Genomic DNA, 22,581 nt, shown 5'->3' on the forward strand with positions numbered 1-22,581 from the left:
ATGGCATATATGTCGATGCCCATCGCATCGCAAAGACAGGAGAAAGACATGACCGAGGATATCAGAAGCAGGATCGGCCTTCGCCCGGTCATCAACGTCTCGGGCACCATGACCTCGCTTGGTGCTTCCATTGTCGTTCCCGAAGCGGTCGAGGCCATGGCGGCGATCCTGCCGCAATTCGTCGAGATCAATGATCTGCAACGCAAGGCGAGCGCGATCATTGCAAGACTGACGGGCGGCGAGGCCGGTTTCGTCACGGCGTCCTGCTCCTCCGGCATCAGCCTTGCGGTAGCGGGCGCCATTACCGGCAATAATCTGCTGGCCATCGAAAAGCTGCCCGATGTGACCCCGGAAAAGAACGAAGTGCTGGTGCAGATGGGTCATGTGGTGAGCTATGGTGCGCCGGTGGATCAGGCGATCCGCCTCGGCGGCGGCAAGGTGGTGCTGATCGGGCAGGCGACATCGACCCATCGTTTCCACATGGAAAACGCCATTACCGAAAAGACGGCGGCAGCGGTCTATGTCGTCTCGCACCATGTGGTGGATTACGGCCTGCTGCATCTTTCCGAATTCGTCGAGATTGCCCATGCCAAGGGCGTGCCTGTCATCGTGGATGCGGCTTCCGAATATGATCTGAAGCTGTTTCTGGCCACGGGCGCGGATGTGGTGCTCTATTCCGGCCACAAGTTCCTCGGCGGCCCGACCTCCGGCATCGTCGCCGGCAAAAAGGAGCTGGTGCGCAACGCCTTCCTCCAGAATATGGGTATCGGCCGCGGCATGAAGGTCGGCAAGGAAAGCATCTATGGCGTCATGGCGGCGCTGGAAGCCTGGGAAAAGCGCGATCATGCCGGTATTCGCGAGCGTGAAACCGGCTATCTCAACCTCTGGAAAAAGACGCTGGACGGGCGCCCCGGCGTGACGGCGCTGATCGAGCCCGACCCGACCAATAACCCGCTCGACCGGCTGCGCGTCATCATCGACGCCGAGGAAGCCCATATCACGGCATGGGACCTGACGACGGCGCTCGCCAAAGGCAGCCCGCCGATCATTGTCCGCGACCACGAGGTGGAGCACCGCTATTTCTATCTCGACCCCTGCAATCTGCATCCCGGCCAGGAAACCATCGTGGCTTCCCGGCTGGCCGAGGAGCTGGACAAGGCGCGCGCCTCCAACGAGGTGATCGCGACGCCATTCGAAGACCGCAGCCGCCACCGTTTCGACGGCATGCTGCGCTGGCCGGACTAAGTAACGACTGCATATGGAACGAGCGGGTGCCGCGAGCTTCTTCTCCCCGAGGGGGAGAAGTCCGCGGCAGCGGGATGAGGGGGCGAGGGTGCGGTCTATCGCTGGCGTTGCCCCCTCATCCGACCCTTCGGGCCACCTTCTCCCCGGCGGGGAGAAGAAATTTGCCGCAACGCTGTGCCTGAGTTGAAACATAAAAAGAAGGGAACGATCATGACCATGCCGCAGGCAGCACCTCTTGGTGCCGAAGATGCCGTGCTTTCCGTCCGCAATCTCACTACGTCCTTTTTCGTGGATGGCGGCTGGAAGCCGGTGGTGCGTGATATTTCCTTCGATGTCGGGCCGGGAGAGACGGTTGCGATCGTTGGCGAAAGCGGTTCGGGCAAGAGCGTTACCTCGCTTTCCATCATGCGGCTGCTGGACCGCGAAAGCAGCAGGGTTCAGGGCGAAATCCTGCTGGGCGGTCGCAACCTCTTGTCCCTCTCCGAAGACGCCATGCGGCGGGTGCGGGGCAATGAAGTGGCCATGATCTTTCAGGAGCCGATGACCAGCCTCAATCCGCTCTTCACCATCGGCGACCAGATTTCCGAGGCTTTGCTTTGCCATCAGCCGATGTCGAAAGCGGAAGCGCGGTCGGAGACGATCCGCCTTCTCGAAAAGGTCCGCATCCCCTCTGCCGCTTCGCGTTTCGATGAATATCCGCACCGCTTTTCCGGCGGCATGCGCCAGCGCGTGATGATCGCCATGGCGCTTGCCTCGCGACCAAAGCTCCTGATCGCCGACGAACCGACGACGGCGCTCGATGTGACGATTCAGGGCCAGATCCTCGATCTCATCAAGACGCTGCAGGAAGAGGAGGGCACGTCGGTCCTCTTCATTACCCATGACATGGGTGTGGTGGCCGAAATCGCCGACCGCACCGTCGTCATGTATCGCGGCGAGCAGGTGGAAGTCGGCGCGACGGCGGATATTTTCCATCGCGGCAAACATCCGTATACCCGCGCACTTTTGTCCGCCGTTCCGGTTCTGGGGTCGATGAAAGGCGAAGAGAGGCCGCTCCGTTTTCCCATCGTCAACACCACCACGGGAGAAACGCAGGAGCCGGCGCGTCCGGCCGATACAGTCGACGCCGCCGCACAGCCCGTGCTCAAGGTGGAGGGGCTGACCAAGCGCTTCGATATCCACTCCGGTCTTCTGGGACGGCTCAGTGGCCGCGTGCATGCGGTGGAAAACGTGTCCTTCGATCTCAGGGCCGGTGAAACATTGTCGCTGGTGGGCGAAAGCGGCTGCGGCAAGTCCACCACCGGACGCGCCATCATGCGGCTGATAGAGCCGGATGCCGGTTCGGTCGTGGTCAACGGCGAAAACATTCTCGCCCTCGACAAGACAGGCATGCGGGATATGCGCAAGACGGTTCAGATGATCTTTCAGGACCCCTTCGCCTCGCTCAATCCACGTATGACGGTGGGTGCGGCGATTGCCGAACCTTTTCTGGAGCACCGCATGGGAAGCGCCCGCGAGGCGAAGGATGTGGTGGCCGACATGCTCAAAAAGGTCGGTCTCTCACCGGACATGGCTTCGCGTTACCCGCATGAATTTTCCGGTGGCCAGCGCCAGCGCATCTGCATCGCCCGCGCGCTTGCCCTCCAGCCAAAGGTGATCGTCGCGGATGAGAGCGTTTCGGCGCTGGATGTTTCCATCAAGGCGCAGGTCATCAACCTGATGCTGGATCTGCAGCAAAGCCTCGATCTTGCCTTCCTGTTCATATCCCATGACATGGCGGTGGTGGAACGTGTCAGCCACCGGGTGGCGGTGATGTATCTCGGCGAGATCGTCGAAATCGGCCCACGCGCCGCTGTCTTCGACAATCCGCAGCATGACTATACCTGCAAGCTGATGGCGGCCGTGCCGGTGCCGGACCCGGATCGCCGCAACACAAGGCGCGGTGCGGCGAATGACGAGCTGAAAAGCCCGATCCGCGCCGTCGATTATGTCGTCAAGCCGCGTGAATATCGCGAGGTTTCGCCTGGCCACCTCGTTGCCTGCTGAAGCTGGTTACAGGCCCGGCACATCCGATGTCGCGAAAGGTATACGGTAACCGCGCTGAAAACTTTCCCGCTGTCCGAGATGGCGATACCATGTCTGCACGGCTGGAAAGTCACCGAGGTTGATCTCGTGGCGCGCGAAACGTGAGACCCATGGCCAGATGGCGATATCGGCTATTGAAAAATCGCCGGCCACAAACTCCCGCCCGCTCAAGCGGTCGTTCAATGTCCGGTAAAGCCGCGCCACATCTGCCGCGAAACGCGTTTCGGCAAAGGGGGCCTCTCCGGCATGGTAGGTCAGGAAATAATGGGCATAACCGAGTGTCGGGCCGAAATTGGCGGCCTGCCACATCAGCCATTCGGTGACGATCAGTCGCTCGGTCGCGGCGGCGGGCAGAAGCCGGCCTGCCTTTTCGGCAAGATAGATCAGGATCGCGTTCGATTCCGTCAGGACGGTACCGTTCTCATTGTCGACGATCGCAGGGATTTTCGAGCCGGGATTGATGCGGACGTAATCGGCGGCAAATTGCTCGCCTTTTTCGATGTCTATGGCATGGCTTCGATAGGGCAGGCCAAGTTCTTCCAGCGCAATCGAGATTTTAAGGCCATTGGGCGTGATCCAGGTGTAGAGGTCGATCATGCTAGTCGAACATCGCCTCATCAAGCGGCAGTACCCGTCTGCCTTTCTTGCCGGTCACGTCGGAAAGGTCCGTGTAAAGACCGCGCAGCGTCAGAACCAATTGGACGATACGCTGATCGGTGACACGATAGATCACCGCCTTGCCTTCCCGTGAGCCTTCGATCACACCGGCGTCGCGCAATTCGGCAAGCTGCTGCGAAAGCGTTGGCTGCTGGATGCCGAGTTCATATTCCAGCGCGGAAACGGAAGCTTCCGTTTCCATGAGATAACAGACGATGGCCAGACGATTGGCGTTGGCGACAAGCTTCAAAAGCTCGCTCGCTTCCACCACGCTGCGGCAGATGAGATTGGAAACCGGTTTCGTCACGAGTGAAGGCCCATTTTTCAAACTATAAAAAAGTAAATTGTATGGCGATAAATTTCAATGGCTTGATGAGTCTCATCTCGGCTCTATCTTGCGTTTTTTAAAATCTACAGGATTGGTAGATTTCTCTTTCATTTTCCGGCTGAGGATAGCCAAAACGTTTCTAGAAAACATTCTATAAAAAAGTAGATTGATTGCGAAATGAGGTGTCGACATGAAAATCGGGGTCCATCCCAACAATCTGCATTTACGTCTCGCCCGGCTCTGGCCCGGCGCCTTTGAAGAATTCGATCCGGAATTCGTGGCCTATCGTGAAGGCCGCGATACGGCGGCGCTTCTGGAAAAGGGCGAAATCCATTTCGGGGGTACGGGTTCGACGCCGCCCATAGAGGCGGATGCGCGCGGGCTTTCAGCGGTCTATATCGCCGCGTCCGCACCACGGCCCGCCAATGGTGCGATCCTCGTGCGGCGCGATAGCCCGATCCGTTCCGCAGCGGATCTTGCGGGAAAACGCATATCGCTAATCGATGGATCGTTTCACACTTATCTTCTGGCGCGCAGCCTCGAAGGGGCGGGGCTTGGCCTTTCAGATGTGACCCGTATCGAAAGCGGCGATAGCGATAGCCTGCGCGATCTCGTGGAAGGCCGTGTCGATGCCTGGGTGACGATGTCGCCGCGGCTGGAAAAGGCTCTGACCCATGAGGAGATCAGCCTTCTGGTTCGCTGTGGCTCCACCATTCCCAACCGTTCGCTATTCTGGACGCTTGCGCGCCACAACATAGCGGGCGAGACAGGGCAGGCAATTGCGGCCGAACTGGATCGCGTCGGCCGGGCCGTCATGGCGGATATCGACAAAGCCGCCGCCCTTCTTGCCGCCGAACCGGGCAGCGAGGGTGATGCACAGTCCTGGGCCAAGGTGCTGAGGTCGCGAGATCTTTCGGTCGTGGCCGCTGCTGAAAATATCCTTGCCGAACAGCAGGAGGAGGCCGATACGCTTTACAGGCACGGTCATTTTTCTTTACCGGTTCTGACCGGGCAATCAGCCAGCACGGGAGGCGGCAGATGAATGTTTTCTGGTACATGTGCGCGCCCGACGGCGCTTATCCCTGGCAGCCGGAAGGGTCCCGCAAGGTCGATCTCGGTTATTACAAACAGCTGGCGCTTGCCTATGACCAGCTGGGTTACACCGGTGCGCTGTTTGCCACCGGCGCGCATGATGTCTGGGTTCTGGCGGGTGCGCTGCTTTCCTATACCGAGCGGCTGAAACTGCTGGTTGCCATTCATCCGGGCCTTGTCGCGCCGACGCTGCTCGCCAAGATGGCGGCGACGCTTCAGGAGTTTTCGCGCGGCCGCCTGCTGATCAATGTCGTCTCGGGCGATGCCAAGATGCTCGGCGCTTACGGCATGACCATGCCGCATGACGAGCGTTACGATATGGCGGATGAATATCTGCAGATCTGGCACCGTCTTTTTGCCGGCGAAACGGTCGATTTCAAGGGGCGGCATTTCCAGACGGAGGGCGCAAAGTTGGCGCTGCCGGTGGGGCAGGGCATCGAGCCGCCGCCATTGTGGTTCGGCGGTTCCTCGGACAAGGCCATCGACGTTGCCGCCAAACATGTCGAGACCTATCTTTCCTGGGGTGAAACGCCGGACCAGATCGGCGCAAAGGTCGATCTCGTCAAGGCGCGGGCGGAGAAGCTTGGCCGTGAGCTGGAATACGGCATTCGTCTCTATGTTATTTTGCGTGATACGGATGAAGAGGCATGGGCCGCCGCCGCCGATCTCTATGGGCGCATGGATGAGCGGGCCATTGCCGCCAATCAGCGTTTCGTCGGCAAGACGGATTCCGTCGGCCAGCAGCGCATGACGGCGATGCATGGCGGGCAGAAGCCGGAGAACCTGCGCGATCTTGAAATCGCGCCCAATCTCTGGGCCGGCATCGGCCTTGTGCGGCCGGGGCCGGGAACCGCGATTGTCGGTTCGCCGGACACTGTCATCCGCACGCTGGAGGCCTATAAGAAGGCGGGCGTGAATACCTTCATCCTTTCCGGCATGCCATTGCTGGAAGAGGCTTTCCGCTTCGGGGAAAAGGTTCTGCCGCGTCTTGACGTATCGCGTGAGGTCTCGACGGCAAAACAATTCACATGGTCGACTTTGTTCGATCGCGACCTCTCGGCCAAGGCCTCCTGAGCATGGCTTTGGGAGTGGAGAAGAAACACATGACGGCAAGTCCGGCAACGACAATCGCACAAAGACGCATCGGCCCGCAACGCGTGGCAGAGCGGGTGCTCGCCGTTCTGGACACGGTGCTCGGCGCAGTCGCGGCGGCAATCCTTGCGGCGCTGCTCGTGGTGGTGTTGGTCAATGTCACGCTGCGTTACCTGTTTCACACCGGCTTCATTGGCGCGGAAGACCTCGGCATCTGGCTGCATGTAGCCATGATCGCGGTCGGTGCGCCGCTCAGTCTCAAAAGCGCGCTCGCCATGCGGCTCGACGTTTTTGTGCGGTTTTTGCCTCAGCGATTTCACGCGGTAACCGAAGTGCTGGCCGATGCCTTCTCCTTCGTCGCCGCACTCATCCTCGCCTTCGGCGGGGTAGAGATCGCGGCGATGCTCGGCGGCACGTCTCCGACGCTTGGCCTGCCGGAATGGGTGCGTTTCGGCTTTCTCGGTGCAGGCGGCGCGCTTATCCTTGTCTATCTGGCACTTCAGCGTGTCAGTGAAGGCAAGCTGTTTGCCGTTCTCGCATCTCTCGCCATCGCAGTCGTGGCCTATGTTGGCCTGCCGGAAGTTTTCGTTGATACGAGCCTGCCGCCGAGCCTGTTTCTGGCGCTGACGGCGGCCGTGGGGCTGGTGCTCGCCGCGCCGCTTGCCCATGCCTTCCTTGCCGCCGCCTATGTGGCGATTGCCTTCGGCAGCACCTTGCCGGAACCGGCCATCGTTTCGTCAACCGTGACCGGCATGTCGAAATTCCTGCTGCTCGCCATTCCCTTCTTCCTGCTGGCCGGAAGCCTGCTGACGGAATCTGGCGTCGCCAACCAGCTGGTCCGTTTTGCCGCCTCCATGGTTGGTCACCGGCGGGCAGGCCTGGCGCAGACGACGCTTTTGACCAGCGTGTTGTTTTCCGGCGCATCCGGCTCTTCGGTCGCCAATGCCGCCTTCGGCGCCTCCACCTTCCAGCCGGAGCTGGTGAAACACGGCTATCCGCCGGCGCAGGCGGGCGCGATCATTGCCGCCACCTCGGTGCTGGACAATGTCATTCCGCCTTCCATCGCGTTTCTCATCCTCGCAACAGCCACTAACCTTTCGGTCGGCTCGCTGCTGGTCGGTGGCTTTTTTGCCGGCGGGCTGATGGCGGTCTGCCTTGCGGTGGCGATCCATTTCAGCGTGCGCAGCGTCGATACCTTGCCGCGCACCACGGGTGCGGAGCGCTGGCGCTCGGCCATCGCCGCCATACCGGCCTTCGGTCTTGGTGTCATCGTGGTGGTCGGCATCCGCATCGGCATCGTCACCACCACGGAAGCGGCAGCACTTGCGGCGCTTTACACGCTGCTTCTCGGCTTCGGTTATCGGCTGGGCGCGGGCCGCATTTTCGCGACTTTTCGCCAGTCGGCGGGTGAAGCGGCGGCCATTGGTCTTCTGATCGGCACGGCGGGGCCTTTCGCCTTCCTGCTGGCGGTCGATAATGTCTCGGGCCTCGTCACGGATTTCGTGACGTTGCTCGGCGGCAGCAAGATCGCGGTACTGCTGCTCTCCAACCTTATCCTGCTCGTGGTCGGCCTGGTGCTGGATATCGGCGCGGCCATCCTGCTGTTCGGGCCGATCTTGCTGCCCGCGGCCGTGGCCGCCGGCATCGATCCGATCCATTTCGGCGTCATCCTCGTGGTCAATCTGATGATCCATGGCCTGACGCCGCCGCTCGGCATGCTGATCTTCGTGGTCAGCGGCGTCACTCGCATTCCGGCAACCGCGCTTTTCCGGGCGGTCGTTCCCTATCTCGTCTCTCTTCTCGTTTCCCTCGCCATTCTGTGCGCCTGGGCCATTTTCTTCTAAATCCGGGGTTTCATTCATGACTATTATCGATCGCCGCAATCTCCTCAAATTTTCCGCCATTGGCGCGGCAACGCTTGCCGCACCCGCCTTCGTGCGGACGGCACATGCCAGAACGCGCAGCCTCACCGTCGCGTCGCTTTTCGCCGACGACAAGCCGGAGACGAAAATCTGGGTGAAGATCAGCGAGCTGGTGGAGGCGAAGCTGCCCGGCCGCTTCCGTTTCAACATCGTCAAGAGCGGTGCCCTAGGCGGCGAAAAGGAAGTGGCGGAAAATATCCGTCTGGGATCGGTTCAGGCGAGCCTTTCCACCGTCTCCTCGCTTTCCGGCTGGGTGCCGGAATTGCAAATCCTCGATTTGCCCTTCCTGTTTCGCGATGCCGACCATGTGCGCAAGGTGGTAACGGGCGAGACGGGCAACGAGCTGAAGACGAAGCTCGCTGCCCAGCAATTCGTCGCCGCCGATTTCATCAATTACGGCGCTCGCCATCTTCTGACCAAGGAGCCTGTTACCCGGCCGGAGCAGTTGGAAGGCAAGAAGATTCGCGTCATCCAGAGCCCGCTGCACACCAAGCTCTGGAGCGCCTTCGGCACCACGCCGGTCGGTATTCCGATCACAGAGACTTATAATGCGCTGGCGACCGGCGTGGCCGATGCCATGGACCTGACCAAGTCCGCCTATGCCGGCTTCAAGCTTTACGAGGTCGTGCCCTATATGACCGAGACCGGCCATATCTGGGCCTCGGGCGTCGTGTATTACGGCGCGACCTTCTGGAACCAGCTGGACGACGAAGAAAAGAAGGTTCTTTCGGAAGCCTCCAGCGAGGGTGCACACTATTTCAACCAGCTGATCGTCGAAGACGAAACGAAGTCCGTCGAGCTTGCGCTCTCCAAGGGCGGCAAGGTGCTGCAGCCGGAAGCGCTGGATGAATGGCGCAAGGGTGCTCAGGGCGTCTGGCAGGATTTTGCCGGCATCGTTGGCGGCATCGACAAGATCGAGGCGATCCAGTCCGCTTGAGGATAGGGTCTTTGAAATTGAAGAACCCCGTGCGCCAGTCGACGCACGGGGTTTTCTTTGTTCAGGATCAGTGCGAAGCGCCAGAACCGCCGACGGCGACGATGGAGAAGGGCTGGCCTTCCACCGCAACCGTGCGGGTTTCCTTCAGGCTTTCTGCGTCCACCACGCGGATCAGCGAATGGCGCGGATCGGAGATCGCGACCTGCCCATCGGCAACGGCGAGACGTGGGCGCGGATCGCGCCAATGGCCATCCTTGCTATAGGGCTCGGTCACCTTTGCCTTGCGGGTGATGGCGCCGTCCAGCACGTCAAGCACATGCAGATCGCCGTCTTCCGTCAGAATATAGGCGTTGCGCGGATTGGCGGGATCGAGAATGAAATCGACGCGCCGGGTCGGCAGTTCCACCAGACGGAAAGCGTCCTTGCTGTCCGGATCGATCAGGACGACCTTGTCCTCACCGTAATTGCCGAGGAAGAACTGCATGGATTTGCCGCCAAGCAGCGTGCCGGTATAGGCTTTCGGGAAATCTTCCGGATAGGTCAGCATTTCCAGCTTCGGGCCATCCGTGCCGCCGGGGCGGGCAACGAGAATGCCTTCCTTGCAGCCGAAAGCGGCAAGCCGCGCGGATGTCGCCTCGCCATGCAGATCGGTGCATGGCGCCTGTTCGCCGACCTGCTTGCCTTCCCTGTCGAGAACACGCAGCCCGATGCGTGGCGGCAGCGTATCGGGTTTCGTTTCGATCTCGGTATTCGGCACGGAAACCAGAACGTAACGCCCCATCGTCACCGCCACGCCATGGTGCGGCGCAGTTGTGTCGACGGTGCGGACCTTGGCCTTGCCGTCCAGCAGGGCCGCCTCGTCGATGATCTCCGCCTTGCCGCCACGGTCATAGAAAAGGATCGCATGATCGTCATGCGGCACGACGTGGAAAGGGCGCTTGCCTTCGAAGGTGACGGGCAAAAGCGCCGCATCTTCCACATCCAGATCGCGATGCTCGCCGTGATCGGAAAAAACGATGCCGGTCTTGATCACATGCACCATGTCGGCATCCGATTGCGTCGCGAAGACCGTCTTGCCGGAGGCGCTGGCGGTCAGCGCCGCATAGCCCTTGAGATCGTAGCGTCCGAGTTCCTTGCCGGTTTCGAAATCGATTGCGCGCACCACCGGTTGGCTGTGATCGGCGACGAACAGCCGCCATTCCTTGACGCTGTCGCTGCTTTCTTCGGCCAGCGCCATGTCTGGGCCAAGGGGCATGGCGAGGGCAAGGCATGTTGCAAGCGCGCGCATGCCGAGATGGTGATGAAGGGAAAATCTCATGGTGTTCCTTCCAGACGTTATCATCCTCTTGCGGAGTTGAACCGATGGCGGTCTTTCGAGGATGATTGTAATGTTATTACGTTACGAGTCGCGTATTAGCATTACGTGCAGGGCCAATGTCAACCAAGCAGAACGTCGCAATGTGGAAAATCTGGAAGAAGCAGATGATGCGCCGGTGTTGGGTCGCATCTTTCGAAAGGCCGATAGCCTTCTTTAAAGGCCGGCTGAAAGAATGGCAGGCGCGTTGCCGCGCCTGCCATCGTTCAATTTAGCGAATGTCTTCCGGCAGAACGTCCGAAGGGATGTTCTGGTAGGAAACCGGGCGCGTGAAGCGGCGGATCGACATGGTGCCGACCGAAGTTGCGCCGAAGTTCGTGGAGGCCGGGTAGGGGCCGCCGTGAACCATGGCGTCGCAGACTTCAACGCCGGTCGGGAAGCCGTTGGCGAGAACGCGGCCGGCCTTGCGCTCCAGGATCGGCAGCAGCTTGCGGCCGAGTTCGGCGTCGCCGGCATCGAGATGCAGGGTGGCGGTCAGCTGGCCTTCGAAGCTTTTCGCAACCGCGATCATCTCTTCCGTGCTCTCGACCGTTACGATCAGGCCGAGCGGTCCGAAGACCTCTTCGGCAAGCGCGTGGTTTGCAATCCAGTCCTTGCCGGAAACGCGGTAGAGATAAGGCGTGGCGTTGCGCAGGTTGCAGGTGGTGGTCAGCACGTCACGCACGCCATTGCCGGCGGCGATGCGGTCGCGGCCGTCGCGATAGGCGGCAGCGATGCCGTCGGTCAGCATGACCTGCGGGCCGACTTCGGAAAGGACTGCACGGGCGGTTTCAGCAACGGCATCCGCCTGCGAGGCGAGAATGACGGCGATGCCGGGATTGGTGCAGAACTGGCCGGCGCCCATGGTGAGCGAACCCGCCCAACCCTTGGCGATGGCCTCGCCACGGGCGGCAACGGCTTCCGGCAGCAGGAACATCGGGTTGACAGAACCGAGTTCGCCGAAGAAGGGGATCGGCTCGGGGCGCTGGGCGCAGAGATCGAACAGCGCGCGGCCGCCGGCGAGCGAACCGGTAAAACCGACCGCCTTGATGCGCGGATGCTGCACAAGCGCGGAACCGACATCGCGGCGGCCGCCCTGGATCAGCGAGAAGACGCCGGGATGCAGATTGTGCTTCTTGACGGCGGCGAGAACGGCTTCGGCAACGATTTCGCCGGTGCCGGGATGGGCGGAATGGCCCTTGACGACGACCGGGCAGCCGGCTGCCAGAGCCGCTGCGGTGTCACCGCCGGCCGTGGAGAAGGCGAGCGGGAAGTTGGAGGCGCCGAAGACCGCGACGGGGCCGATCGGACGCTGCATCAGGCGGATATCCGGGCGCGGCAGGGGCTGGCGGTCCGGCAGCGCCTCATCGTGGCGGCGGTCGAGATAGTCGCCCTTGCGGATATGCGAGGCGAAAAGGCGCAGCTGGCCAACGGTACGGCCGCGTTCGCCCTGCAGGCGTCCTGCGGGCAGGCCGGTTTCGGAGGAGCCGATTTCGGTGATGGCGTCGGCGCGGGCTTCGATCTCATCGGCAATGGTGTCGAGGAATGCGGCGCGCTCTTCGCGGGTGGTGTAACCGTAGCTCCAGAAGGCGTCTTCGGCTGCTTCACAGGCTGCATTCACCAGATCGACGGTGCCGACCGAAAAATCGAAAGCTTCGCCATGTGCAGGCTCGCTGCGGAATTTAGCTTCCGTTGCGACCCATTCTCCTGCAACCAGATGTTTGCCGTGCGGCTTAAAACTCATTGTGCTCTTCCCTGAAAATCTGATCCTGTGTGGAAAATCCACCCGACACCGTGACGTTGCACCGAAAGGCGACAGCGCAAACGCCATCAGCCGCGATCCTCGCCCGGTTGCCTTCTGCCTTAGCCCGTGTGGCGCCTGAGCGAAAGCCGGTTTTTCAACTATCTGACCGAAAAGTGTGATTAATTGGGCGAGGCGTGAAAAAGACCCGCTTCCGTTTACGCGCACGGCGCTCTATTGTGACGCCATGATGACAAATAGACTTCCGAAATATGTTGCCTGGTCGGTTTTTCTGCTGATCGTGATCGTTACAGTTTGCCCCATCGGCTTTCGCCCGCACACGCTGACGACGGTGGGCCTGGACCGCGCCGCGGCCTTCGCCTTCTGTTCGGCCGCCTTCGTGCTCGCCTATCCGCGTTACTGGCTGGCGATCATAGTGGCAGGCATTGCGGCGGCTTTCGGCATCGAGGCGCTGCAATTCCTGTCGCCCACCCGCCATCCGCATCTGATGGACGCCGCTGTGAAAGCCGCCGGCGTCATTGCCGGCGGGCTTGCGACCTTTTCCTACCTGCTGTTCAGGGCGCGGCTGGCTGCAAGCTGACGGAACGCCCACAGCCGGGAACATTGTTCAGCGTGTCTCACCCGCGAGCCCGAAACGGCTGTGCGATAACGTGCGTTCGATGCCGCGCAGTTCCGCCAACCCTTTCAGCCGGCCGATGGCGGGGTAACCGGGTTGTGCGCCGCGCGTCAGGTCGTCGAGGATTTCCTGGCCGTGATCGGGCCGCATCGGAATGGTGTGGTCTTCGCGGCCCTCCGCCCGGCGGCGCGCCTCTTCGGTGAGGAGTGCTGCGATGACGGCGACCATGTCGGTTCCGCCTTCCAGATGTTCATCCTCGAAGAAGGAGCAGGGCACGGTGTCGGTGTCACGCGTCACGTTGCGCAGATGTACGAAATGAATGCGATCTGCAAAACGGCTGGCGATGAAGGGCAGGTCGTTATCCGCCCGCGCGCCGAGGGAGCCGGTGCAGAGCGTCACGCCATTGGCGCGGCTGTCGACCTTTGAGAGCATATGGGCGTAGTCGGCTTCGGTGGAGAGAATACGCGGCAGGCCGAGCAGCGGCCATGGCGGATCGTCGCCATGGGCGCAGATGTTGATACCCACCTCTTCGGCAACCGGCGTCACCTCGCAGAGAAAGTCGATGAGGTTCTGTTGCAGCCTTTCGCGGTCGATGCCGTGATAGGACCGCAGTTTTTCCAGAAGCTGGGCAAGCGTATAGCCATCCGCCGAGCCGGGCAGACCCGCACCGATATTGCGCCCGAGGGCGGCGATTTTCGTGTCCGGCATGTCGGCGAAACGTTTTGCCGCTTCCTCCGCCAGCCAGTCCGGATAATCGGCCTTTGCCCCGGGGCGTTTCAGGATGTGGATGTCGAAGGCTGCGAAATCGGGAAGATCGAAACGCATCGCCTTTGCGCCGTGTCTGGTTTCCCAGCGCAGGTCCGTGCGGGTCCAGTCCAGCACGGGCATGAAATTATAGCAGACGGTGCGGATGCCGGAGGCGGAGAGGCGGCGTAGGGTTTCCTGCCAGTTGGCGATGTGATTTTTCCAGTCACCGGTCTGGGTCTTGATATCCTCGGAGACCGGCACGCTTTCCACCACGTCCCAATAAAGCCCGCCGGCCTTGATGGCTTCATGCCGTTTGGCGATTTCATCCACCGGCCAGACATCGCCGGTGGCGACGTGGTGCAGCGCGCTGACGATGCCTTCCGCGCCCGCCTGAGCCGCATCCTGAACCGTGACCTTGTCGACCGGGCCGAACCAGCGCCATGTATGTCTCATCTTTAATCCTCAAATATCAGTCTGCGGAAAATGTCAGCTGCACCTTGCAGGCGGCGGAGCGGTCTCCGGCCTGTTCGAATGCCGCTTTCGCCTCGCCGAGCGGGAAGCTGTGGGAAATGATCGGCCGTACATCGATCCTGCGGGTGGAGATCAGCCCGGCGGCAATGGCGAATTCGTCATGAAAGCGCTGCGAGCCACGCCAGAGGATTTCCTTGCCGACCAGCGCGTTGAGCGGAATGGTGATGTCACCGGTGACGCCCACCTGCACGATGGTGCCGCGCGGGCGCACGCAGGCAAAGGCGGTGCGAAGTGCTGGACCGGCTGCGGAGCAATCGAAAATGACGTCGAAATAACCCTTATTGTCCTGATAGGGCAAAAGCGCCTCGGCGTCTTTCGCGACATTGATCGTGCGGTCGGCGCCCATGGCTGGCGCGCGTTCAAGTGCGGCATCGGTGAGGTCGGTGGCGACAATGGTGGCCGCACCGGCATGGCGAGCGGCGGCGATGGTCAGGAGGCCGATGGGGCCTGCGCCCGTCACGAGTACGTTTGCCCCTTTCAGGTCGCCGGCCTGGGCCACAGCGTGCAGGCAGACGGCGAGCGGCTCGGTGCAGGCGGCTTCGGCGGGTGATGTATCCTCTGAAAATGTCGCGCATTGTTTGACGGGAACCACCAGCCGGTCGCGGAACATGCCCTGTTCATGCGGCAGGCGCATGGCGCTGCCCATGAAGCGCATTTCGAGGCAATGGATCGGCTGGCCCTTCAGGCAGAAATGGCAATGGCCGCAGGGCTGGGAGGGATTGACGGAGACGAGCTGGCCGATGGCAAGCCCGCTGACGCCTTCTCCCAGCGCCCGCACATGGCCGGATGCCTCATGCCCGCAGATGATCGGCTCACGCACCCGGACCGGGCCGAAGCCGCCATCCTGATAATAATGCAGATCGGAGCCGCAGATGCCGCCCGCCGCCATGGCAAGCAGCACTTCGCCGGGTCCCGGTGCGGGAAGATCCTGCGTTTCGACGCGAATGTCCTTCTGGCCGTATAGACGTGCCACGCGTGTCTGCATGACGATGCCCTCATATGTGTATGGGATGAAGAAGCCCGCGCGGGAAACCGCGCGGGCGATGATGCTTGCGTTAGCGGATCAGGCCCATTTCGGTCGGCAGCCACAGCGTGATGGCCGGAACGAAGGTGATCAGCAGCAGCGCCACGAACAGCGGCACCAGCCACGGCAGGATGGCCATCGTCGTGCGTTCGACGGAGAGTTTCGCCACGCGCGAGAGCACGAACAGCACCATGCCGAGCGGCGGGTGCAGCAGCCCTATCATCAGGTTGAGCGTGATGATGAGACCGAAATGCACCGGATCGATATGGAATTGCAGCACCAGCGGCAGCAGGATCGGCACGAGGATGGTGATCGCCGCAATCGTATCGAGGAAGCAGCCGACGAACAGCATCAGGAGGTTGACCAGCACGAGGAAAATCCACTTGCTGTCGGTAATCGTCAGGATCGCCGCCGACAGAAGCTGCGCCGCCTGGCTCACCGTCAGCAGCCATGCGAAGACCGATGCCGCCGCGACGATGAAGAGCACCGAAGCGGTCGTTTCAATCGTATCGAAGGTCGATTTCGCAAGCGTCTTGAAGGTCATCGTCCGGTAACGGACCAGCCCGAGGAACAGCGACCACAACACGGCTGCGACGGCCGCCTCCGTTGGTGTGAACCAGCCCATGGTCATGCCGCCGATCAGGATCACCGGCGTCATCAGCGCCATCACGGCCGAAAAGTCGAAATACCAGTCGCAGGCCAGCAATATCACCAGCACGATCAGGATCGACAGGTTGAGCGACAGGCCAAGCGCCGTGAGGATATAGATGCCTAGCGGCACCATCATCACCACGAAGACTTCGATTGAGGCGCCGAAGATGGTTCTGAGGCTGAACGGCGTATCGGAGCCCCAGCCCTTGATATAGGCGAAGACCGCAACCGTGATCATCATCAGAAGCGTCATGACGACGCCCGGAACGATGCCGGCCATGAACAGCGCGCCGATGGAGACATTCGCCATCATGCCGTAGATGACGAAGGGCAGCGACGGCGGGAAGATCGGCCCGAGCGTTGCGGAGGCGGCGGTGACGCCGACGGCCGCTTCGACCGGATAACCGTGATCCTTCATGGCCTTGATTTCGATGGTGCCGATACCGGCCGCATCGGCAAGCGCCGTGCCGGACATGCCGGAAAAGATAACCGAGCCGATGATGTTGACCTGTGCGAGACCACCTTTCATCCAGCCGACGAGCGCGACCGCGAAGGAATAGATGCGTCCCGTAACCCCTGCCGTATTCATCAGGTTGCCGGCAAGGATGAAGAAGGGAACGGCCAGAAGCGGGAAGCTTTCCACACCCGCGATCAGGCGCTGCGCGGCGATGATATCAGGCGCGACATTGTAAAACACGATGTAGAGCAGCGAGGCCGAGGCCATGGAAATGGCGACGGGCAGGCCGATCAGCATCAGGAGAAGAAAGGAGCCGATAAGAAGCAGCATGTGATCAATCTCCCGCGCTCTGGAATTCTTCGGGCCGCTCGAGCACGGAATAACCACGCTGCATATTGGCGATGAAGACCTGCACCGACCGGAAGAACATCAGCACGAAAGCGGCCAGAACCGTATAAAAAACGATGTTGCGCGGCAGCGCCACGGTGACCATCTCCTCATCCGCGACGATTTCCATATACCGCCACATCAGCCACGAGGTGTAGGCGAAGAAGAGGATGCGCAGCACGTCGACGAGGATCGACATGGCGCGGGCCACCTGCGGCGGCACATAGTGATAAAGCACGTCCACCTGGATGTGGCGCGACATGCGCACGCACATGACCGAACCTAAAAAGACGACGCCGATCAGGCAGTTGACGGCGATTTCTTCCGTCCAGGCGTAGCTGTCGTTGAGCACGTAGCGGGTGAAGAACTGAAGGAACACGCAGCCCGTCATCAGCCAGAAGAGGCCGAGCGTGACCCAGTCTTCGAATGAATAGACCTTGAGATCGACCTCCGGCGGCGCCTCGTCGAACGTATGGGCGAGTTCCTCAGGCGTGACCTGAGTATGGATTTCCTGCGACATTGAGATATCCCGTCTGGAGAGAAAGGGCGGTGCGGCAACGGGGCCGCACCGGATCTTGGCTCACTTGACGGCGCGAATGGCTTCCCAGTCGGCCTTGTCGTAACCGAAGTCCTCGAACTTCACTTTTTCGAGGACGTTCTTCTCGAAGTCGGCCTTGTCGACCTCGGCGACGGTCAGGCCGCGCTTCTTGAAGTCTTCGACGAGGCTCTTTTCGCGGCCTTCGATGGTCTTGGTGGTGCGCTCGGCGGCCTGCTGCATGACTTCGGTGAAGATTTGTCTGTCTTCATCGGAGAGCTGCGACCAAAGGTTCTTCGAAATCACCGTGTTGAGGTGGTCGACGATATGGCCGGTCAGGACGATGTTCTTCTGCACTTCGAAGAACTTTTTCGCCTCGATGGTGGTCAGCGGGTTTTCCTGGGCGTCGACCGTGCCGTTCTGGAGCGCCAGATAAACTTCCGCAAAGGCAATCGGGGTCGTGTTGGCGCCGCAGGCACGCGGCATGGCGAGATAGGCCGGAACGTCAGGAACGCGCATCTTCAGGCCGGCCATGTCGGCGCAGGCGGCAATCGGTTTGTTCGACGTGGTGTGACGCGTGCCGTAATAGCTGACGGCGGCGATGTGATTGCCGGTCTTGTCTTCGTAGCCCTTGGCGAGACGCTTGAATATATCGCTCTTGGTATAGGCGATCAGATGGCTCGGATCGCGGAAGATGTAAGGGAAATAGGTGACGCCGATCGGCTTGAAGTCACGCGCGGCAAAGCTCGAGCCGGAAATGATGATATCGACGGTGCCGATCTTCAGGCCCTGGTTGATATCGGCTTCCTTGCCGAGCTGCGAGGCGGGGAAAACATCCACCTTGTAACGGCCATCGGTGCGCTTGGCGATTTCTTCCGCGGCCCAGACCGAATCCGTATGGAAAGGTTCGGAGGTCTCGTAGACATGCGCCCATTTCAGCGTGGTCTGCGCCTGCGCCGCGAGCGCGGAAAGCAGGATGGCGGCTGTTGCGCCCATCAAAGTCGACAATCTGATTTTCATTCTTAACTCCTCCCGAATTAAAGCCAGATTTCTCATTTTTCCCGTCGCCGGTTGCGGCGCGGTCACTCTTCCCCGATCGTTTCCTCCCCGAAACTTTCGGAAAATCTCTTTTGCGACAGCGTCAGATGCTGCCGCATCGCCTCACGCGCACCTTCCGGGTCGTTGGCGGCAATGGCGTCGCGGATTGCGCGGTGTTCCTGAACGGCAAGGTTCCAGGTGTGCGGACCCTCGAAATAGCTGGCGAGCTTTTCGAAAAAGGGTGACAGGCTGCGCTCGTCATAGATCAGGCCGGTAAAGCGGTTCAGCGCCGAATTGCCGATGATATCGGCAATCGCGGTGTGGAAGGCCCGGTCGAAATTGAGCGCCTGCGGCGAGCTGTCGAGCGCGCCGGCCATGCGCTCGATGATATCATCGAGCTTGGCGATGCATTCCGGCGTGGCAAGCCGTGCTGCCTCCTCTGCAATCGCACTCTCAATGATGCAGCGCGCCTGCAGGATTTCGAATGGCCCATGCGCATCCGGCACCGGCGGCTTTTCCTTGGCCTGCTTGCCGGCTGCGCTGACATAAACGCCCGAACCCATGCGGATATGGATATGGCCTTCCACTTCCAGAACGATCAGCGCTTCGCGAACCGTCGGGCGCGATACGCCGAAGCGTTCGGCAAGATCCCGTTCCGCCGGCAGGCGCTGGCCTTCGGTCAGTTCTCCGCTTTCGATGAGCAAACGAATTTGTTCCGCGACCAGCCGGTAAAGGCGGCGCGGCTCCAGAGCCACAAACATGATATCCTCCCAGCGCGAAAGTCTCCCCCGATCGCGCAAGCGGTAAGATGGTCTTACCAATTTTATTAGGACGCATTTATGCGGTGCTGTCAATTGGCCGCTGGTGGAAAAGTGTGGGGAGGAGTTTGAGGCGGTTCAGCAGGTCGGGCGTTGTCTTATTCCGGGGCTTTTACCACTTCCGTCATTCCGGCTTGGAGTGGGCATTCAGCCAGCCTGAGTCTTTGTGCATAAGAGGATGGTAAAGTTCGCAAGCCTTGCCTCCGTCATGCTCGGGCTTGTCCCGAGCATCTGCTACCGGTCAGTTTTACGATAGGTGGTTAGATCCTCGGGACAGGCCCGAGGATGACGTCGGGTGTGTTGGCTTGTTAGCCGATAGAAAGTTCGGCTTCTCAGCCCCTGCCACCCGCGAGCCTCAGAGCGCCATTCTCACCGATGACAACATCCAGCTCACCATAACCCCCAATGGAAAGATGCGGCGTTTCGATGAGATGGGAATGGGTGGCGTTGATGACGACCACGGTTGCGCCCATGCTTTCCCCGGCCTGAATGCCGGCGGGGGCGTCCTCGAAGACGACACAGTTTTCAGGCGCGACGCCGAGCTTTTCCGCTGCCTTTTTATATCCTTCCGGATCAGGCTTGCCGTTCACCACATCCTCGGCGCAGATCATCACCGGAGGTGGGGTGAGGCCTGCGGCCGCCAGCCGGCGTTCGGCGAGCGCGCGGGCAGCGGAGGTGACGATGGCCCATTTGCCGGCCGGCAATTTTTCGAGAAATGCCGCAGCCTCGGGAATCTGGAGGATGCCGTCGACATCGTCCATTTCCTTCTGCAGCAGCATCGCCGCCTGTTCCGCGACATCGAGACCGGGAACGGCTTCGCGGCGCACCACTTCCGACGCGCGCATGCCGTGGATGCGCTGCAGGAAAGCGTTCGGCTCTATGCCGTTGTCCACGGCCCATTCGCGCCAGACCCGCTCCACCACCGCAATCGAGTTGAGCAATGTTCCATCCATGTCGAACAGGAAGGCCGCATAGTCTTGCGAAAATATCTGGTTCTGCGGCGGGACTTTGCTGTGCATCTCATTCTTCCGTTGAAGCTGTCGGGACGCCTGTCTCTACAGCATCGGCGGACATAACGGAATCGCTTTTCCACATTGAAGGCATAATGCGCTCATCTGGCCGAAGGCGGATATTGTCCCGGAATCGGACGTTCGCTTGTTCCGCGACTCGCCGGGTTGGGGTAGGGGACATGGCGTGCCCATCTCGCGATGCCGGGCGTCAGGTTGCAGCAAGGATGAGCTGCTATCGTGAGTTTTCGCAAGTGCCGGAAACACGCTAAATCAAAAGGTAATGAGGGATTTTGACTGTTTCGCATGAAGTTTTTCCGGGCGGAATTTTCTTAACGAATCCGCCGCTTCAGGGGTGGCGTTAACCATTTGTTAACCATATTCGAGGTACCTAATTGTCAACGATTTGTTTACCAAGATGACCAAAGTGCTAACAGACCAGCGTTCGATCCGTATCAAAGGCCGCTCCTTCCTCGCAGTCGTCCTGTCCCCCGAATCTCCGGTCGATCAATGGCTGGAAAGGCTCGATGATCTTGCCGCCCGTTCGGCAGGCTTCTTCCTGTCGCGTCCGGTGGTTCTGGATGTGTCGGAGCTGTCGCTTGACAAGGCGGGGCTGAAGGAGCTGCTGGCGGCGCTGACGGAGCGCAATGTCGGCATCATGGGTATCGAGGGCGTTCGCCCCTCCATGATCGAGCCGGGCATGCCGCCGTCGCTGAAGGGCGGAAAGCCTGCTTCCGATGTCGAGGTTGAGCCGGTCGCCATCGCCGCCGAGCTGCCGGAGGAAAAGCCGCGCGCTGCCGGTGAGGTCAGGGCCGTGGTGCCGTCGCTGGTCATCAACGAGCCGGTGCGCTCCGGCCAGTCGATCATGTTTCCCGAGGGTGACGTGACCGTCATCGGTTCGGTCGCCTCGGGGGCGGAAATCATCGCCGGCGGTTCGGTGCATATTTACGGTGCGCTGCGCGGACGTGCGATGGCCGGTTCGCTCGGAAATGTCTCGGCGCGCATTTTTTGCCGCAAGCTGGAGGCCGAGCTGCTTGCCATCGACGGCGTCTACAAGGTGGCTGAGGATATTGACGACAAGCTGCGCGGCCAGCCCGTTCAGCTCTGGCTGGAAAACGATACGATAAAGGCCGAAAAACTTGGCTGAAGAAACACTGAAGACAACACAGGAACAGGAGAGCCGTATGGGGAAGGTAGTCGTTGTTACTTCCGGCAAGGGCGGGGTCGGCAAGACCACCTCGACCGCAGCGCTTGGCGCCGCACTGGCGCAGAACAAGCAGAAGGTCGTGGTTGTCGATTTCGATGTCGGCCTGCGCAACCTCGATCTCGTCATGGGTGCTGAACGCCGGGTGGTTTACGACCTCGTCAACGTCATCCAGGGCGATGCCAAGCTGACCCAGGCGCTGATCCGCGACAAGCGCCTCGAAACGCTGTTCCTGCTGCCTGCCTCGCAGACGCGTGACAAGGACAATCTGACGCCCGAGGGTGTCGAATGGGTTATTGCCGAGCTGAAGAAACATTTCGACTGGGTGATCTGCGACAGCCCGGCCGGCATCGAACGCGGCGCGACGCTGGCCATGCGCCATGCGGATGTGGCCGTCGTTGTCACCAATCCGGAAGTCTCCTCGGTGCGCGACAGCGACCGCATCATCGGCCTGCTGGATTCCAAGACGCTGAAGGCGGAACGCGGCGAGCGTATGGAGAAGCATCTGCTTCTGACGCGCTACGACGCCTCCCGCGCCGAGCGTGGCGACATGCTGAAGGTTGACGACGTTCTGGAAATCCTTTCCATTCCACTGCTCGGCATCATTCCCGAAAGCACGGATGTGCTGCGGGCCTCGAACGTCGGTGCGCCCGTCACGCTGGCGGATGCCCGCTGCGCGCCGGCCATGGCTTATTTCGACGCCGCCCGCCGCCTGTCAGGCGAGGATATTCCGGTGGTCATTCCGGGCGAGAAGCGTGGCATCTTCTCCAAGATCTTCGCAAGGAGGGCTGCATGAGCATCTTCAGTCTTTTCCGCAAACAGAAGTCGGCACCGCTTGCGCGCGAACGCCTGCAGGTGCTGCTCGCCCACGAAAGGGCATCCTCCGGCTCCGATCTGGTCGCCATCCTCAGGGAAGAAATTCTCGGCGTCATCGCCAAGCATGTGCAGATCGACAATGATCGGGTGCATGTGAAGATGGATCGCGACGAGCATGTCTCCATCTTGGAGATCGATGTCGAGATTCCTCTGGGTGCCGATCTGCGCGCCGCGTAAGATACGTCTTGAAAAAACGCCGCCCGCCACCGGGCGGCA

General features: G+C 60.8%; 21 protein-coding genes. 10 read left to right on the top strand and 11 right to left on the bottom strand.

Annotated elements, in window-relative coordinates:
- Positions 1-48 precede the first annotated feature (48 nt).
- The gene (locus I3J13_RS13140; protein WP_196379066.1) at positions 49-1,245 is read left to right on the top strand and encodes an aminotransferase class V-fold PLP-dependent enzyme; all 1,197 of its coding nucleotides are present in this window, start codon (positions 49-51) and stop codon (positions 1,243-1,245) included.
- A gap of 210 nt (positions 1,246-1,455) precedes the next feature.
- Complete coding sequence (locus tag I3J13_RS13145) at positions 1,456-3,291, top strand: ABC transporter ATP-binding protein (protein ID WP_196379067.1); 1,836 nt, start codon at positions 1,456-1,458, stop codon at positions 3,289-3,291.
- 6 nt (positions 3,292-3,297) lie between these two features.
- On the opposite strand, the gene I3J13_RS13150 is transcribed toward I3J13_RS13145, so the two are convergent.
- The gene (locus I3J13_RS13150; RefSeq protein ID WP_196379068.1) at positions 3,298-3,927 is read right to left on the bottom strand and encodes a glutathione S-transferase family protein; all 630 of its coding nucleotides are present in this window, start codon (positions 3,925-3,927) and stop codon (positions 3,298-3,300) included.
- A gap of 1 nt (position 3,928) precedes the next feature.
- Positions 3,929-4,294 (bottom strand): metalloregulator ArsR/SmtB family transcription factor, encoded by a 366-nt coding sequence (locus I3J13_RS13155; RefSeq protein ID WP_196379069.1) that lies wholly within the window; start codon positions 4,292-4,294, stop codon positions 3,929-3,931.
- Between the two features lie 211 nt (positions 4,295-4,505).
- Here I3J13_RS13155 and I3J13_RS13160 point away from each other — a divergent pair, with 211 nt between their 5' ends.
- From I3J13_RS13160 to I3J13_RS13175, 4 genes are read left to right on the top strand one after another with little or no spacing between them, the layout of a single operon-like run.
- A complete protein-coding gene (locus tag I3J13_RS13160) occupies positions 4,506-5,357 on the top strand; it encodes an ABC transporter substrate-binding protein (RefSeq protein ID WP_196379070.1) in 852 nt (283 codons plus the stop codon).
- Positions 5,354-6,481 (top strand): LLM class flavin-dependent oxidoreductase, encoded by a 1,128-nt coding sequence (locus I3J13_RS13165; RefSeq protein WP_196379071.1) that lies wholly within the window; start codon positions 5,354-5,356, stop codon positions 6,479-6,481. The genes I3J13_RS13160 and I3J13_RS13165 overlap by 4 nt, the downstream gene beginning before the upstream one ends.
- 29 nt (positions 6,482-6,510) lie before the next feature.
- A complete protein-coding gene (locus tag I3J13_RS13170) occupies positions 6,511-8,343 on the top strand; it encodes a TRAP transporter large permease (RefSeq protein ID WP_196379072.1) in 1,833 nt (610 codons plus the stop codon).
- A 16-nt stretch (positions 8,344-8,359) separates the two neighbouring features.
- Entirely contained in the window at positions 8,360-9,358 is a 999-nt protein-coding gene (locus tag I3J13_RS13175) for a TRAP transporter substrate-binding protein (RefSeq protein ID WP_196379073.1), read from the top strand.
- A 67-nt stretch (positions 9,359-9,425) separates the two neighbouring features.
- On the opposite strand, the gene aztD is transcribed toward I3J13_RS13175, so the two are convergent.
- A complete protein-coding gene (gene aztD / locus I3J13_RS13180) occupies positions 9,426-10,676 on the bottom strand; it encodes a zinc metallochaperone AztD (RefSeq protein WP_196379074.1) in 1,251 nt (416 codons plus the stop codon).
- 268 nt (positions 10,677-10,944) lie between these two features.
- Positions 10,945-12,456 carry an aldehyde dehydrogenase (NADP(+)) gene (locus tag I3J13_RS13185; protein WP_196379075.1) on the bottom strand — a complete coding sequence of 504 codons (1,512 nt, stop codon included), beginning with the start codon at positions 12,454-12,456 and terminating at the stop codon, positions 10,945-10,947.
- A gap of 244 nt (positions 12,457-12,700) precedes the next feature.
- On the opposite strand from I3J13_RS13185, the gene I3J13_RS13190 reads away from it, so the two are divergent.
- Complete coding sequence (locus I3J13_RS13190) at positions 12,701-13,054, top strand: antibiotic resistance protein VanZ (RefSeq protein ID WP_196379076.1); 354 nt, start codon at positions 12,701-12,703, stop codon at positions 13,052-13,054.
- A gap of 27 nt (positions 13,055-13,081) precedes the next feature.
- Here I3J13_RS13190 and uxuA read toward each other — a convergent pair whose 3' ends face one another.
- The 7 genes from uxuA to I3J13_RS13225 all read right to left on the bottom strand — a co-directional run bounded on the left by uxuA (position 13,082) and on the right by I3J13_RS13225 (position 20,297).
- Positions 13,082-14,290 (bottom strand): mannonate dehydratase, encoded by a 1,209-nt coding sequence (uxuA, locus tag I3J13_RS13195; RefSeq protein ID WP_196379077.1) that lies wholly within the window; start codon positions 14,288-14,290, stop codon positions 13,082-13,084.
- A 16-nt stretch (positions 14,291-14,306) separates the two neighbouring features.
- Positions 14,307-15,353: an L-idonate 5-dehydrogenase gene (locus I3J13_RS13200; protein WP_196379078.1), complete on the bottom strand. Its 1,047-nt coding sequence runs from the start codon at positions 15,351-15,353 to the stop codon at positions 14,307-14,309.
- A gap of 70 nt (positions 15,354-15,423) precedes the next feature.
- Positions 15,424-16,830 carry a TRAP transporter large permease gene (locus tag I3J13_RS13205; protein ID WP_196379079.1) on the bottom strand — a complete coding sequence of 469 codons (1,407 nt, stop codon included), beginning with the start codon at positions 16,828-16,830 and terminating at the stop codon, positions 15,424-15,426.
- A 4-nt stretch (positions 16,831-16,834) separates the two neighbouring features.
- Entirely contained in the window at positions 16,835-17,407 is a 573-nt protein-coding gene (locus I3J13_RS13210) for a TRAP transporter small permease (protein WP_064263022.1), read from the bottom strand.
- 60 nt (positions 17,408-17,467) lie between these two features.
- Positions 17,468-18,442 carry a sialic acid TRAP transporter substrate-binding protein SiaP gene (locus tag I3J13_RS13215; RefSeq protein ID WP_196379080.1) on the bottom strand — a complete coding sequence of 325 codons (975 nt, stop codon included), beginning with the start codon at positions 18,440-18,442 and terminating at the stop codon, positions 17,468-17,470.
- 62 nt (positions 18,443-18,504) lie between these two features.
- Entirely contained in the window at positions 18,505-19,221 is a 717-nt protein-coding gene (locus I3J13_RS13220; RefSeq protein ID WP_020809475.1) for a FadR/GntR family transcriptional regulator, read from the bottom strand.
- A 389-nt stretch (positions 19,222-19,610) separates the two neighbouring features.
- Positions 19,611-20,297, bottom strand: a complete 687-nt coding sequence (locus I3J13_RS13225; protein ID WP_059757355.1) for an HAD family hydrolase — start codon at positions 20,295-20,297, stop codon at positions 19,611-19,613.
- A 406-nt stretch (positions 20,298-20,703) separates the two neighbouring features.
- Here I3J13_RS13225 and minC point away from each other — a divergent pair, with 406 nt between their 5' ends.
- From minC to minE, 3 genes are read left to right on the top strand one after another with little or no spacing between them, the layout of a single operon-like run.
- The gene (minC, locus tag I3J13_RS13230) at positions 20,704-21,432 is read left to right on the top strand and encodes a septum site-determining protein MinC (RefSeq protein WP_196379081.1); all 729 of its coding nucleotides are present in this window, start codon (positions 20,704-20,706) and stop codon (positions 21,430-21,432) included.
- Between the two features lie 37 nt (positions 21,433-21,469).
- Complete coding sequence (minD, locus tag I3J13_RS13235; protein WP_196379082.1) at positions 21,470-22,285, top strand: septum site-determining protein MinD; 816 nt, start codon at positions 21,470-21,472, stop codon at positions 22,283-22,285.
- Positions 22,282-22,542 (top strand): cell division topological specificity factor MinE, encoded by a 261-nt coding sequence (minE, locus tag I3J13_RS13240; RefSeq protein WP_020809474.1) that lies wholly within the window; start codon positions 22,282-22,284, stop codon positions 22,540-22,542. The genes minD and minE overlap by 4 nt, the downstream gene beginning before the upstream one ends.
- The last annotated feature ends 39 nt before the right edge of the window (positions 22,543-22,581 follow it).

The sequence above is a fragment of the Agrobacterium leguminum genome, assembly GCF_015704895.1.
GTDB classification, from domain to species: Bacteria; Pseudomonadota; Alphaproteobacteria; order Rhizobiales; family Rhizobiaceae; genus Agrobacterium; species Agrobacterium leguminum.

What these genes read in the sequence shown, in the direction of transcription:
- I3J13_RS13140 (WP_196379066.1), top strand. Translation starts at nt 49, where the DNA reads ATGACCGAGGATATCAGAAGCAGGATCGGCCTTCGCCCGGTCATCAAC.
- I3J13_RS13145 (WP_196379067.1), top strand. Translation starts at nt 1,456, where the DNA reads ATGACCATGCCGCAGGCAGCACCTCTTGGTGCCGAAGATGCCGTGCTT.
- I3J13_RS13150 (WP_196379068.1), bottom strand. Translation starts at nt 3,927, where the DNA reads ATGATCGACCTCTACACCTGGATCACGCCCAATGGCCTTAAAATCTCG.
- I3J13_RS13160 (WP_196379070.1), top strand. Translation starts at nt 4,506, where the DNA reads ATGAAAATCGGGGTCCATCCCAACAATCTGCATTTACGTCTCGCCCGG.
- I3J13_RS13165 (WP_196379071.1), top strand. Translation starts at nt 5,354, where the DNA reads ATGAATGTTTTCTGGTACATGTGCGCGCCCGACGGCGCTTATCCCTGG.
- I3J13_RS13170 (WP_196379072.1), top strand. Translation starts at nt 6,511, where the DNA reads ATGACGGCAAGTCCGGCAACGACAATCGCACAAAGACGCATCGGCCCG.
- I3J13_RS13175 (WP_196379073.1), top strand. Translation starts at nt 8,360, where the DNA reads ATGACTATTATCGATCGCCGCAATCTCCTCAAATTTTCCGCCATTGGC.
- aztD (WP_196379074.1), bottom strand. Translation starts at nt 10,676, where the DNA reads ATGAGATTTTCCCTTCATCACCATCTCGGCATGCGCGCGCTTGCAACA.
- I3J13_RS13185 (WP_196379075.1), bottom strand. Translation starts at nt 12,456, where the DNA reads ATGAGTTTTAAGCCGCACGGCAAACATCTGGTTGCAGGAGAATGGGTC.
- I3J13_RS13190 (WP_196379076.1), top strand. Translation starts at nt 12,701, where the DNA reads ATGATGACAAATAGACTTCCGAAATATGTTGCCTGGTCGGTTTTTCTG.
- uxuA (WP_196379077.1), bottom strand. Translation starts at nt 14,290, where the DNA reads ATGAGACATACATGGCGCTGGTTCGGCCCGGTCGACAAGGTCACGGTT.
- I3J13_RS13200 (WP_196379078.1), bottom strand. Translation starts at nt 15,353, where the DNA reads ATGCAGACACGCGTGGCACGTCTATACGGCCAGAAGGACATTCGCGTC.
- I3J13_RS13205 (WP_196379079.1), bottom strand. Translation starts at nt 16,830, where the DNA reads ATGCTGCTTCTTATCGGCTCCTTTCTTCTCCTGATGCTGATCGGCCTG.
- I3J13_RS13210 (WP_064263022.1), bottom strand. Translation starts at nt 17,407, where the DNA reads ATGTCGCAGGAAATCCATACTCAGGTCACGCCTGAGGAACTCGCCCAT.
- I3J13_RS13215 (WP_196379080.1), bottom strand. Translation starts at nt 18,442, where the DNA reads ATGAAAATCAGATTGTCGACTTTGATGGGCGCAACAGCCGCCATCCTG.
- I3J13_RS13220 (WP_020809475.1), bottom strand. Translation starts at nt 19,221, where the DNA reads ATGTTTGTGGCTCTGGAGCCGCGCCGCCTTTACCGGCTGGTCGCGGAA.
- I3J13_RS13225 (WP_059757355.1), bottom strand. Translation starts at nt 20,297, where the DNA reads ATGCACAGCAAAGTCCCGCCGCAGAACCAGATATTTTCGCAAGACTAT.
- minC (WP_196379081.1), top strand. Translation starts at nt 20,704, where the DNA reads ATGACCAAAGTGCTAACAGACCAGCGTTCGATCCGTATCAAAGGCCGC.
- minD (WP_196379082.1), top strand. Translation starts at nt 21,470, where the DNA reads ATGGGGAAGGTAGTCGTTGTTACTTCCGGCAAGGGCGGGGTCGGCAAG.
- minE (WP_020809474.1), top strand. Translation starts at nt 22,282, where the DNA reads ATGAGCATCTTCAGTCTTTTCCGCAAACAGAAGTCGGCACCGCTTGCG.